Annotated in this window: 15 protein-coding genes; 1 reads left to right on the top strand and 14 read right to left on the bottom strand. The window is 64.8% G+C overall.

Annotated elements, in window-relative coordinates; all coding sequences use genetic code 11:
- Positions 1 to 144: 144 nt before the first annotated feature.
- Complete coding sequence (locus HH302_RS07355; protein WP_216661772.1) at positions 145 to 645, bottom strand: 3'-5' exoribonuclease; 501 nt, start codon at positions 643 to 645, stop codon at positions 145 to 147.
- Positions 646 to 1,173: 528 nt separating this feature from the next.
- On the opposite strand from HH302_RS07355, the gene HH302_RS07350 reads away from it, so the two are divergent.
- Complete coding sequence (locus tag HH302_RS07350) at positions 1,174 to 2,277, top strand: hypothetical protein (RefSeq protein ID WP_172200505.1); 1,104 nt, start codon at positions 1,174 to 1,176, stop codon at positions 2,275 to 2,277.
- Between the two features lie 183 nt (positions 2,278 to 2,460).
- Here the strand turns inward: HH302_RS07350 and HH302_RS22725 are convergent, their stop codons facing one another.
- The 13 genes from HH302_RS22725 to HH302_RS07285 form a co-directional block, all read right to left on the bottom strand.
- Positions 2,461 to 2,676: a hypothetical protein gene (locus tag HH302_RS22725; protein ID WP_371814606.1), complete on the bottom strand. Its 216-nt coding sequence runs from the start codon at positions 2,674 to 2,676 to the stop codon at positions 2,461 to 2,463.
- Positions 2,677 to 3,253: 577 nt separating this feature from the next.
- Positions 3,254 to 5,296 carry a glycoside hydrolase family 57 protein gene (locus HH302_RS07340; protein WP_172200499.1) on the bottom strand — a complete coding sequence of 681 codons (2,043 nt, stop codon included), beginning with the start codon at positions 5,294 to 5,296 and terminating at the stop codon, positions 3,254 to 3,256.
- Between the two features lie 9 nt (positions 5,297 to 5,305).
- Positions 5,306 to 5,689: a hypothetical protein gene (locus HH302_RS07335; RefSeq protein ID WP_172200496.1), complete on the bottom strand. Its 384-nt coding sequence runs from the start codon at positions 5,687 to 5,689 to the stop codon at positions 5,306 to 5,308.
- Positions 5,690 to 5,696: 7 nt separating this feature from the next.
- On the bottom strand, positions 5,697 to 6,302 hold the full coding sequence (locus tag HH302_RS07330; protein ID WP_172200493.1) for a hypothetical protein: 606 nt from the start codon (positions 6,300 to 6,302) through the stop codon (positions 5,697 to 5,699).
- A gap of 8 nt (positions 6,303 to 6,310) precedes the next feature.
- Complete coding sequence (locus tag HH302_RS07325; protein WP_172200490.1) at positions 6,311 to 7,405, bottom strand: lipopolysaccharide assembly protein LapB; 1,095 nt, start codon at positions 7,403 to 7,405, stop codon at positions 6,311 to 6,313.
- Positions 7,402 to 8,124, bottom strand: a complete 723-nt coding sequence (locus HH302_RS07320; protein ID WP_172200487.1) for a sigma-70 family RNA polymerase sigma factor — start codon at positions 8,122 to 8,124, stop codon at positions 7,402 to 7,404. Before HH302_RS07320 ends, HH302_RS07325 begins: the two co-directional genes overlap by 4 nt.
- A complete protein-coding gene (gene fliP / locus HH302_RS07315) occupies positions 8,121 to 8,864 on the bottom strand; it encodes a flagellar type III secretion system pore protein FliP (RefSeq protein WP_172200484.1) in 744 nt (247 codons plus the stop codon). The genes HH302_RS07320 and fliP overlap by 4 nt, the downstream gene beginning before the upstream one ends.
- On the bottom strand, positions 8,861 to 9,148 hold the full coding sequence (locus tag HH302_RS07310) for a hypothetical protein (protein WP_172200481.1): 288 nt from the start codon (positions 9,146 to 9,148) through the stop codon (positions 8,861 to 8,863). Before HH302_RS07310 ends, fliP begins: the two co-directional genes overlap by 4 nt.
- A gap of 12 nt (positions 9,149 to 9,160) precedes the next feature.
- Entirely contained in the window at positions 9,161 to 9,469 is a 309-nt protein-coding gene (locus HH302_RS07305) for a FliM/FliN family flagellar motor switch protein (protein WP_172200478.1), read from the bottom strand.
- Entirely contained in the window at positions 9,466 to 10,233 is a 768-nt protein-coding gene (locus HH302_RS07300; RefSeq protein WP_172200475.1) for a FliM/FliN family flagellar motor switch protein, read from the bottom strand. The genes HH302_RS07305 and HH302_RS07300 overlap by 4 nt, the downstream gene beginning before the upstream one ends.
- On the bottom strand, positions 10,230 to 11,411 hold the full coding sequence (locus HH302_RS07295) for a flagellar hook protein FlgE (RefSeq protein ID WP_172200472.1): 1,182 nt from the start codon (positions 11,409 to 11,411) through the stop codon (positions 10,230 to 10,232). The genes HH302_RS07300 and HH302_RS07295 overlap by 4 nt, the downstream gene beginning before the upstream one ends.
- Before the next feature lie 9 nt (positions 11,412 to 11,420).
- Positions 11,421 to 11,816, bottom strand: coding sequence for a flagellar hook assembly protein FlgD (locus HH302_RS07290; RefSeq protein WP_172200469.1), 396 nt, complete (start codon positions 11,814 to 11,816; stop codon positions 11,421 to 11,423).
- Between the two features lie 8 nt (positions 11,817 to 11,824).
- On the bottom strand, positions 11,825 to 12,043 hold the full coding sequence (locus tag HH302_RS07285; protein WP_172200466.1) for a hypothetical protein: 219 nt from the start codon (positions 12,041 to 12,043) through the stop codon (positions 11,825 to 11,827).
- Positions 12,044 to 12,154: the final 111 nt, after the last annotated feature.

Raw genomic sequence — 12,154 nt, 5'->3', positions numbered from 1 at the left:
GACCCCTGCGGGGCAAGGGGCGCATGCCGCGGAAAGCCCGCCGTGCCTGGGCCACGGCCATCTATTTCTTGCGGGGTCAGGTCTTGCATTCCAACATTTTCGGTCTAGCCTGGCAGGTTGGGCTGAACGTGTGAAGTCCAACGCCTACGCCAAGCCCTTGGCTTTTGCGTCGGAACTACATGCCTCCCAGCCGGCCCGCAGCGCCCGCGCATCGTGCAAAGCATGGTGCCAGGGCTGGCCCGGCTGGGCGTGGTAATCGGCTTCCGCCTGCGCAAACGCCGGCTCGCCCGCCACCGCATTCAGATCCACCCAAGCCACGACATTCGGCGTGGGCTGGTAATCGAGCGCATCGGCAAACAGATCGCGGTCATGCACTGAATCGCAGGCCATCTCAATCGCCGGCAAGGCCGAGAGCCACGCCCGCAGCCGCAGCGCCAGTTCTGCCCGTGTCATGCTCGCCCCCGACACCGCCCCCAGGTGCGGCAGCACCGCCTCGCGCACAAAGTCCGAACACGCCGCGCGGCGGAAATCCGAGCGCTCCGAATAGAACGTCCGCCCATCCTCGGCCACCAGCGCAATGCTCACGAGTTCGCAGTCCCCGAAGTCTGTGAACTCCGTATCCAGAAACACCTTCATCGCGGCCACCCGCGAGCCTCCTGTCTCACCGTATCCCGCAGCACTGCCTCACCCCCACCGTGCACCGTAGTGGGCTGCCGGGCGCCCGTTTCTCTGCACTGCCTCCTGACCCATTGCTGACGCCAGCGGCCACGAAACCCGGCCACAGAGCTGGGCGGATTCATTGCCGGGATCATTGACCAATCTTCGACGATTCTCCGCGCAGCCCCCCGTGCGGCGCCTGTCGCTTGATGACCTTGTGGTTGAACACTGAGCCACGCCCCGGACCCCCGAACGCGCGCGCCGCACCGTCTTAAAAAAGGGCGGGCGCGTAATCGTCGGCAGTGGCATACCGATCGGACCTTTGCCGGGGGGGCGAAGACGCCATTCCCCATTGCCTACCCCAAATCATTGGCCAACAGCGCAGCCTTTGCTTATTTGTTTCCGGCAAAGCCAACGTCGCGGGCGTTCTGAGAATAACCGCACATGCAGGCGGCATATTTAAATATATCGTGCGAACCTCACACGCTTTATGTAGACCTATTTGAGGAGCAAACAATGGCCAAAGGATGGCTGAAGTTATATTTTGCGATTTTTGTACTTTTCCTTTCCGCTTCTCCTATCGCACGGGCGACGCCAGTCTCCGGCGACGTTCGCGGAGTTACGTTCTTCTATTTGGACGGCGTTGCGCAAGACTTCCCGTGGGTTCTCGACAATCAAACCGACCCAAATGTCACACTCAAGCTCACCAACCTTTTCTCGCAATACAAGCGGTCTGGGGTTAACTGGGTTCGGCTTCTGGTGGCTGGAGATCATCGACCGGAATGGCGGCAACCGCCGAGCAGTCAAACCGTCGCCAAGCTCAATGCATTCCTTGGAATTTTGAATCGGAATGGCCTGACGGCCGAGATTGTGCTGGTACCACCGACCACTGGCGGATTATTTGACGCGACCAACGCCTTTGCTACGTCAAAGGCGTGGTTCTCGGGGTGGATTCAACAGATCAACTACACAAACGTTGGCATGATCATGCTGGGCGGCGACCTGAGCCCCTGTTGGTTGTCTGGCTGCGAGGGGTCTAGCACGGCTGAGGCGCTGCCGCGAAACCACGGTGCGTTTGTCCGCGAAATTTGGAAGTGGAAGCAGGCTACATACCCCAAGCTTAACGCGAGCTATGAGGTCATTGGCATTCAGGATCAGTCCAACAACGATCCCCGACTTATTGGAATGCTTGCCAAATGGGCGGATGCCAATACACCGTCGCTGCAGACACTCGGCGCGTCTTTGTATGTCGCGCTTCCGGCAGGGACTCCTTGGACCGGCTATGCCAATGCCGTTGACGCGGTGCTGAAGAGCTACCACGCGGCCACGACCCGCCCGCTGTGGATTGACGAGTACGGAGCGGGTTATCGCTCGAGCGATCCAGCCAACGTGCGTACGGAGGCAGATCAAAAAGCGGCATACGATGGCCTACTTGGTGCGACCGTGTGTTGGAATCAGAAGCGCTACGCGAAGTTTGCGTGGGTTGCTGGTCGTGATTATCCGTACAACGGCAAAGAAAGCTATCAGCTTGTCAAAGCTTTCCTGTTGAGTGGCATCCCGCAGTTCACCAGTGCGTGGGCAACGGTTGGGCAGTACTACAACTTGGAGTCATGCCCCTGAATCATTGTCGTGAATCGCCCACGTATCCTCAGACACCCTCTGTTTAAGATGTTTGTGGGGACGCGGCAAAGGGGTCAGGCCTTACGCTTTGCAGCGAGCGGTTCTCGGCGCTTGCTATGCGATGGGTGGGAGAGCTTACTTTGGTCCAAACGACCGAGGTCGCTCACCAGGGTCTGACTGCCGTCATGCGCCGAACTGGCCGGTCAGACTCCCGTTTCCCTGACCGGCCGGCATCCGAATCGGGTTTGCCACGCCCAGTGTTTGATGGGCAACCACTACCACCTGCTTGTTGAGACGCCAGAGGCTAACCTCGCCGCAGGGGTGCGCCATATGGGCGGCGTGTACACCCAGCGCTTCAATCGACGCCATCGTCGCGTGGGCCACGTGTTTCAGGGGCACTACAAGGCTATCTTGGTTGAACGCGACAGTTACTTGCTTGAGCTGTGTCGCTAGGTGGTCTTGAATCCGGTGCGGGCGCGCATGGTGGCCGCTCCGGGCGATTGGCTTGGTCTTCCTATGTGCTGATGACTGGGCGCGAAACGCCGCCCGACTGGTTAGCCGGCGACTCGGTTGTGCGATTTTTTGCGCCGACTCGTCGTGCCGCGGTCGCCCGCTATGAAGACTTCGTGCGGGCTTCGACGGGCATGGGCCGGTGGCGACTTCACTCTCCAACATATCGCCGTCGCCTTTTCGCTGCACTATGCCAGCGTTAGTCGCATAGTCAGCCGACCGGCGTCCGACTCCGGTTCGCAAGCCCGGTAGGGCTGGTTCCCTGTAGGCGAGCCCGCGCGGAAGAAGCGGTTTGCCAAGTGATGATCCCTCGAATGGCGGGTTACGCTTCAGGCTAACTCGCCCTACGCTTTCGGGGGCGGGGGTATGCCGTACAGGGCGGGGTGGCTTGATCGATCTGCACGGTTTCAGGCCCAACGCCTACGCTAAGCCCCCGGTGTCCGCGTCGGATTTCGGTGTAAGCCCCCTACGAGGCAACGACGAGCCTTCCTGCCTCGCCGACGGCCCCGCATGCCACCACTGCAAGCCGAAAACGCTGCGCCAGATGCCGCGCGACGTCGGTGTCCGCACCGAGCGCGAGCAGCGCGGGGTAGCCGGCGCCGCTGGGCAGCTTTGCCTGGCCTTCGAAATAGCGCAGTTCGGCCTTTTCCAGGGCGATGCGGATTTCGGCATACTTAAATGCATCCGAAATGTCTTCGTCGACGGCCCCGTACCACGGCACGAGGAACGACCAGCCCGTGCCCGATATGCCGCTGAGCAATGCGTCGAGCTGCGGGCAGGGGGTGCAGAGCGTCCACTCAACAGGGCCGTCGGGCAGGCGGGCGGTCAGCGTTGCGCCTTCGAGGTCGGCCAGGGCGCGAGCGATGCGATGCACCGATGGAGCTCTGTCATGGAACTGCCCGAGCCGAGACAACGGACGCTGACTTTCCGCTGGAGGCGCGATGCCCAGCGCTAGCCAAGCCTCTGCCAGCGCTTGGCGGAACTGTGCATCGAAGTCACATACAGAACTTCGCGGCTCATCGAAACCCAGCCACCACAGCCAGTCGGAAGCTTCACAGCGGGCCAGTCGCAGCGAGGCGTTCGCTTGTGCGACCGGGTCTAGATGGGGGAGTCGTGCGTCGAAGGCAGTTTTCAGTGTAACGAGCGCGTCCCAGGCGCGATTGCGGCGTTCGTCGCCGATCCACATGGAGAAGCCCTCGAGCACCCAGCTCCCGGGCACGAGGGCGGCTAGTGGCACCGGTTGCACGGAATTGACCAGCGCCGAGTAGGTCGTGGTGCTGAGATCCGGCGCATCCTCGAGTGCGGTGTACAGGCTGTCGAAGAAGTCCCACGCGTTGTCGGGGTAAAACTCCCAGGCGTTTTCCCCATCGAGCGCAAGCGACATGACGGCGCCAGGCTTTGCGCCGGCAAGCTCACGGCGAACAGCGTCGAGTAGGTGTTTGACCGCCTCCTGCGCGGGGCGCTGACCGTATTCGAATGCCATGCGGTCCGAAATTTCTTGATTGCGGAAGAACAGGCGTGGCGCGTGCTCTGTAAGTGTCCAGCATTGCATCGCGTCAGCAGCGTCGGAAAGCGCGCAACGACTCGCGCGTAGCACCGTATCGTTGCTGAGGACCCAGCGCAGGCCAAGCGCCTCGGCCGCCTCAATGACCTCACATGACACCGCAGCTTCGGCGGGCCACATGCCTTGCGGCGATCGGCCGAGGTGTTCGCGGCACAACTCGATGGCACGCTTCAGATGCCAATGCAAACGTGCAGCACCACCAGGGTAGGCGGGTGCGGCAGGTAGTGGCACGCCGGGGTGGGCAGCGTGAGCGGCGGCGAAGTCAACGAGCAGTGGCGCGATCGGGTGACCGTAGGGCGTGACGGAGAACTCCAGTTGGCCGCGCTCAGCCAGCGCACGCCAGCGCGGCAGGAGACCTGTCAGCGCATTGCGCACTACCTCGAGCAAGGCTGCCCGGTCGGCAGCGTCGAAGCCGCGCCCCTTGGCCATGAGCGCACGGACGGTGGGGTCCTCGCGTTTGAGCGATTCGCCGCACCATGCGATGTGGTACCACGTTAGAAGGTCGTTGAAGAGAGCGTCGTCGAAGCGTGTCCAGAAAGACGGACCGCCTTGTTCGGCGGCTGCAGTTTCGCGCTCGATAGCCGCGAAGCCGGCATAGGGCCGGACCATGCTCGCGCGGTTGATTCGAAGACACTGGTCGGCGATGTAGAGGCGCTCTGCCTCAGTCAGTGCGCGCTCTGGCGAAGCGAGCAGTTGAAGCAGCGGGTCACGCCACGTGCCGGTTGCGCACTGCGATGCGTAGTCGGCGAGTTGATCGAGAAACACGCCCGAGACGTTGAATATGGAGCGAACGGACGGGTGACGTTCCAGGTGGGCGGCGAGGTCCGTGCAATCCTTGAGCGCATGCAGATAGGCCCAGGGTTGCGCGAAACGCCCGCCAGCGTCGCGGTATTCGGGCTGGTGGAAGTGCCAGAGAAAGACGAGGTTTGCGGTAGGCAGCGTCATGGTGCGAGTTCAAGTTTCGGTGTCGGGCGACGTGAGTGCCTGAGCGGCACGGCGCAAATCGGCCTGGATGGCCGGCGTGGCGCGAAGGGTGTCTTCGACGTCGCGCACGAGTTGGGCGAAGGCGGGTTCCAGTGCGATGCGCTCGCCGAGTTCAGCGATCAGAACCCCTTCGATGAACAGCCGTAGCGCCAGCTGTTCGCGTTGCGGATTCTGCGGGTCGATGGCGCGCGCGCGGTCGATCAGGCCTGCCAGCGCCGTGTTCGCCCGTGGCGTCTGCCCGCGCACCTTGGCGCTCGCCCTGCGCTGCGCGCGCGGCTGGCGCTGAGCCACGGCGCGCTGGATCGCGGCCGCGAGCGCGCGAACGTGTTCGGTTCCGCGGAGCGCGTCGACCATTGCGGAATCAGCCGCGATTGCCGCGGTAGGCGGTCAGGAACAGATGGTCGCTAGGGTCGGTGGCGTTCGTCGCGGGGGACGTGTCGCTCGGGACCGAGGTGGCATGCGTGGGCACCTTCGCGCGCGTTTCGATCTGCTCGATGACCATTTCGACGTCACGTTTCAGCGCTGCATCGATGCCCGTAAGGGCGGCGCAGCGGCGCAGGGTGGTGAGCGCGGCGTCGAAGCGATCGGCAACCATGTCGAGCATGCCGGTCTTGAAGAGGCGGTGTGGATCGTTGTCGGCCAGGTCGTCAAGTGGTGCCCAGGCGGCGGAGGCTTGTTCGACGTGACCCGAAGTCAGGTGCAGGAGCCCAAGCTGGAAGCGGGCGCCAACGAGTGAAGAGTCGGTTTCGACGGCGCGCGTCAGTGCGGCCAGTGCGCGTTCGGTAAGGCCGATCTGGGCATACTCGGCGCCTAGCAACCACGCGGCGCGCGCGTGTTGCGGATCGCGCTCGACCGCAAGTTTCAGCAGGTTGATGGCACCCGCCGAATCGTCGGTATTGGAGGCACGCAGGCCCAGTGTGAAGAGTTCTTCGGCGTCGAGGGCCTCGAAGGCGCGGGGTGTCTGCATGGCGGGCTTCACTTCGGGTTGGGGTTGCGGGCGCGGACAATCACCTGTTCGGCGAGCAGGGCGATATCCTCGGGCTTGGCGTCGCGCAGCAGGGCGGCGACGTACTGCACGGAGGCGGCCTGGTGGTCGAGCAGACGCGCTTTGCGCAGGAGTTCCTGCGCGCGTTCCGGGCGACCGGTCAGCGCGAACAGGGCGGCTTGGCTGCCATAGGCTTCGGCAAAAGCCGGGCTGGCCGCTGCCGCCCCTTCGAAGGCCGCCATTGCGTCGTCGGTACGCCCCATCGCGTAGAGGTTCCAGCCACGCGCAAGGTGGCTACCGGCGTGCGCGGGCATCAGCGCAACGGCCTGTGCGAAGGCTGGTTCGGCGCGAGCGAAGTCGTGCGCGCGCATGTGCGTCAGGCCGCGCAGGAGCCAGATGCGGCCGTCGTCTTGGCGGGCAGCGAGCGCTTGGTCGAGCCAGGGACCGGCGGCTTCGACATCACCCGCGTCGAGTGCTGCGCCGGCGAGCGTTTCGAGCACGTCATAGAGTGGGCCGCTCTCGGCGAGAACCTCGCGCGCGAGCATCTGCGCGCGGTCGAGGCGATTTGCGTCAAGCAACACGGGGCATAGCACCGCCTTGACGGACGTCGCACCGGGCAAGTCGGCGAGCATCGCTTCGCCGATGGCGAGCGCTTCGTCGATGCGGCCGAGGTGGTGCAGCAGGCGTATGCGCGTCTCGGCGATGCGGGGATAGAGGCCGGCGTCGTCGGTGACCTGCGGCAGGTGTTCAAGCGCCGCCTCCAATTCTCCGGCCGCAAAATTGAGCAGCGCGGCCTCGAGGCGCAGCCAGTCGTGACGGGGCCAGCGAGCGAGCGCGGAAGCGACGGCTGCCCGGGCGGCCTCAGGCTGGCGCGTCTGGCGCAGCGCGGAGATGTGCGCGGCGAAGTCGTCCGCTTGCGCGTCGTCGCGCGCGCAGAGTCTCGCGAGTGAGGGCAAGGCTGCCTCGGGGTAACCCAGCGTTAGCGCGCAGTTCGCGTGGTCGCGCAGCAGGTGTGGGTTGTCGGGGTCAACGCCCAGGTAACCGGTGAGGCGATCGAGGCGAGCGGGATCGGAGGTGGTGATCATGCGGCGAAATCCGAGAGGGCTGGGTGCAGGTGTTGCCTGAGTTGGCTCAGGGCTTCGCGGTGCAACTGCGCGATGCGGCTGCGGGTGAGTTGCATAGTCTGGGCGATGTCGGAGAAGGTTTCGTGCTGGAAGTAGTGTCGCTCGATGATCTCACGTCGGCGTTCATCGAGCTGTGCGAAAGCGGCACGCAGTTGCTCTCGCGCCTGACGGGTGGCGGCGCTGGCGTAGCCCTGCGGTTCTACGGTTTCCGTGCCGTCGCGGAAGCACGGCGAGTCTTCGAGCATGAAGCCTACGGCGAGATCAACGACGATCTCGGCGATGCGCGCGAGCGCGCCTTCAGCGCTATCGTCGCGCGTATCCTGCGTGTCGGCGAGGTTGGCCGCGCGCTCTTGGCGCAAGCGACGCGCGGTGGCCAGCTGGCAGTTTCGCTCGGTGGCATCGGCCAGGCTGTCGATAATGGCACCGGTCACGCGCGGACTCGCGAAGGACGCGAATGAGGTGCCTTGCCGTGGGTCGAAGCGGTGCGCCGCTTCGAGCAGACCCACCATGCCGCTCTGCAGGTAGTCATCGAACGGGACTTCCTCGCTCCAACGCCGGCGGTAGAGTTTGGCGGCAAGGATGCGCACCAGATCGAGGTGCTGCACAGCCAGCGCGCTTGCGGACTCCCCGGCGTCATTTGCGTGCACATCTTCCGTGGCGCAGGCGCTCACTGCGATCATGCCCCCGCGTAGCTGCTTGCGATCGCGCGAACCACGAGACCCCATCCGTCGATCATGACGAAGAGCAGGAGCTTGAGTGGCAGCGAGATCGTGACCGGCGGCACCATCATCATGCCCAGCGCCATCAACAGCGTCGCGACCACGAGGTCGATAAGCAGGAAGGGCAGGAAGATCATGAAGCCTGCGATGAAGGCTGCGCGCAATTCTGAGAGCATGAAGGCTGGCAGCAGCACGGTCATCGGCGTGTCGGCGACGGCCTTGGGTTCGGGCGCGTGCGCGAGCTCGCGCATGGCCTCGAGGTCTTCCTCGCGGGCGTGATCGAGCATGAATGCCTTGAAGGGCGCGAGCGCCCGCGGCGCGGCCGCTTCGAGCGTAACCTTGCCGTCGAGCCAGGGTTGCAGACCGTCTGCACGTGCGCGCTCGGTGACCGGCGCCATCGTGAAGAGCGTCAGGATCATAGCCAGCGTGACCAGCACGGCGTTGGGCGGCGTCTCGGGCATGCCCAGCGCGTGGCGCAGGAAGGACAGCGTAATGACGATGCGCGTGAACGAGGTCATCGCGATCAGCAGTGTCGGTACGAGACCCAGCAGCGTCACTAGTACGACTGTCCGCAGGATGGGGCTCATCTCGGCAGAGGTCTTGGGGATCGCGGCCGCGAGCGTCGTCTCGGGTGCTGCCAAAGCGGCAGCGGCGGCCAGCAGCAACGGCACTACGGCGAGCAGGCGAAGAACACGCATCATCGCAAGGGTCTCATCCAGGGGCGCGACACCTGGGGCACGGTATCGAGGGCCTGCACGGCAGTCGCGCGTTCGGATTCGACGACGAGCCAGCGCCGACCGTCGATGGTCAGTACGTGGGCGATGGCCGTGTCTGATAGGCGCAGGCTCTCGTTGGCGATCACGGCGGTTTTTGCCGACATCACAGCGCCTGGCCATAGACGCTTGAGCGCCAGCACGGCCAGGACGGCGAGCAGCAGCACAACCGGAAGCGCCCACGCGAGCGCAGCGAGTTGATTGGCGTACATGTTCAGCCCGCGTCAGGGCTGCGGGGCTTCGAGCACGCGCAGGCCGAAGTGCTCGCCGACGGCGACCAACGTACCGCGCGCGACCACGTGGCCGTCGATAACAAGATCGATCGGGGCGTCGACGAAGCGGTCGAGTTCGACAACGTCGTCGCGTTTCATCGCGCGCAACGCGCCGACAGTCAGTTCGGCATGGCCTAGAACGACTTGCGCACGCACTCTCAGCGAGGGAACGAAGGCAAGGTCCAACGCCAACGCGGGTTGGCCAGCGGCGGGCTGCTGGACGGGGGGGAGATCGATTTCGCGTACGGTAGTGTCGCTCATGGTTTTGCGGCTTCGGGGTGTGGATCGGTAAGGGTGACGGCCAAGTGCTCGCCCCGCCGCGCGGGCTGAACGAGAGCCACGGCTTCGTTGGCGGGGCCGCGCAGCGCGAGCGCGTCACCCAGGCGCGTGTTCAGGCGCACGACATCGCCCGCGCACAGCGAGGCAAGCTCGCCCACTGAGAGTTCGACCTCGCCGAGGACGACAGATAGGCGCACGGACTGGCGCGCGAGCGCATCGACCAGCTTTACGGGCGCGGTCGAGCGGGCGCGGCTATCGTGCCGCGGCGCCGCAACGACGATTCGCAGGCCCCAGCCCGGCAACTCGCACAGCACATAGCCGCTACCGGGGAGCGCCAGTTCGCGCGGCAGGGGCGCTTCGCCGGCCGCGCGCGCACCGGGCGAAAGAGCGTCGACACAGGTGGCGAGCAAGGCATCGCCAGCTTCCGCGACGACCTCCCAGGCGAGGTCATCCGGGTGGCTAGCCAGGGCGAGCGCGTGGGAGTTCCCAAGCACGACGCGGGCGACGGATTCGTCGCGCGAGCGGTACGATGCCCATAGCGGGGTGTGTTCGTCGCCCGCGGCGTCGTAGCGCAACCATGTGCCCGACAAGGGCTGCGCGAGCCGCGCCACACGCACCTGCGATGCCGCTGTGGCGCTCACGCACCATAGCGCCTGCCAGCCTTGTGCAGCCTCGCGTAGCGCCGTCGCCGCTAGTTCCAGTGCGCCGTCGGTTACGAGACGCCATGGGCGCGCCGTGGCGTTCATCGGCGGCCTTTCATGTCGAACAATTCCTGGATCATGTCGTTGGCGGTCGACAGCACCTGCGAGGCCGCCTGGTAGCCACGCTGCATGAGGATCAGGTTGCTGAACTGGCCGGTGAGGTCGACGTTGGCGTATTCGAGCGTCTGCGTGGCGATCTTCAAGTCGTCACCGGCGACGCGGATTTCGGGCGCGGCGCCTGTGCTCGCGAACAGCGCCTGGCCGACCTCGCGCAGCCCATCGGTGGCGGCGAATCGGGCGATGGCGAGCTGACCGGCGGTGACTTTCTTGCCGTTGGAGTAGGTCAGCTCGACTTCGCCCTTGGCGTTGAGCGTGGTGTTCGCGACGAGCCCCAGTCCATAGCCGTCCTGCTCCTTCATCGCGAGGCTTGAGGTCGTTCCGGTCGAGAACGACGTCGTGCTATCGGCGAGCTTCAGCTCGACGCTCGTGGTACCCCCACCGTTGGACGCGAGGTCGAACTTGAGACTGGTCGTGGCTGGGTCTTTCACACCGCCGGTAAAGCGCACCTCACCCTTGGCGAGTTCCGTGGTGCCTTCGAGCACCACAAGGCTCCACAAGCCGGGCGTCGTCGTTGCCTCGGATGTAAAGGTAAGTTTGATCGTGTGTTCGCCGCCGAGCGCGTCGTAGACCTTGAGCGTCTCGATGCTGTGCGTCGTCGCGCTCGAGGAGAGGTTGCCGTCAAGCATCACGGTCGCCGTGGCCTTCGGCGGATTGGTGCGCAGCTTCGACAGGTCGAGCGGCACAAGTTTGCCGGCAGCATCGCGCGCCATGACCTGCATGCCGTTGGTGCGCCCGACCAAAGAGCCCTTGGCGTCGAACTGGAACTGGCCGTCGCGGGTGTAGACGGTGTTGCCGTCCGCATCCTGCAGCGCGAAGAAGCCGTCGCCGTCGATCGCGGCGTCGAGCGCATTGCCTGTCTGGCGCAGTTCGCCGGAGCTGAAGTCCAGTGTCGCCGTGCGAGCGTCGAGCCCCGCACCACCGAAACCCGGCGCGTCGCCCAGTGGGTTACCGGCGGCACGATCGGCGACGTAGGCGTCAGTGAAGCTCGCCGTGCTCGACTTGAAGCCAACCGTGTTCATATTGGCGACGTTGTTGGAGATTGTCTTGAGCCCTTTCTGGTGACCGGCCAGACCGGACTGGGCGATGTAGATCGAATCAAGCATGGTGGGGCCTCAGCGGATGTTCTGCAGTTGCGAGAAGGCGATGCCGCTGACGACTTCGCCACTGGCGGTAGTGATGGTCATCTTCGGTTCGCCTCCGACGATGGAGAGCGCCGTAACCTTGCCCGTGGTCTGGCCGGTGGCGGTTGTCGCATCAATGGTCTTGCCGAGCAGGCCGACGGTCTGGTTGATTGACTGTAGCGACAGCAGCGTGTCGAGACGGCCGTTCAACTGGCGCGTCGCGTCGAGCGACGAGAACTGGGCCACCTGCGCCATGAAGTCCTTGTTGTCGACGGGTTTGAGCGGATCCTGGTAGCTCAGCTCGGTGAGCATTACGCGCAGCAGGTCTTCGAGCTTGAGCTGGGTCGAGGCGGAACTCGCGACGTTAGAGACGGAAGACAAAGCCATGGCGGGTCTCAGCAGGTAAAGGAAACGATGGGATGGGAGGGGCGTTCGCCGCCCCCGAACGTGTCGGCGTGGCGTGCGTGGACGAGCCGTCCGTTAACGTATACGCGGTGCAGCGCGTCGGGGCCCTCGGGCAGTGCTGCCGCGGCCGCAAGTGCGGCGGCGAGCGCGCCCTGTGTGCTGACCGCGGTGCTGCGGAAGTAAACGGCATAGCCTTCGCGCTCGCGCATCACGACGACGCCTTCGGGCGTGGGGGGCGGGATGGTGGGCGACGGGCGTTCGCCGCCACGTGTCGCTTGGTCGGGGTTGGCACCGCGGGGGCGTGGCACATGAGCCGTGCG

This window comes from Niveibacterium sp. COAC-50, from assembly GCF_013184235.1.
GTDB lineage: Bacteria > Pseudomonadota > Gammaproteobacteria > Burkholderiales > Rhodocyclaceae > Niveibacterium > Niveibacterium microcysteis.
Note: the sequence above shows the minus strand (reverse complement) of the source record. Positions and strands in the feature narration are given on the sequence as shown.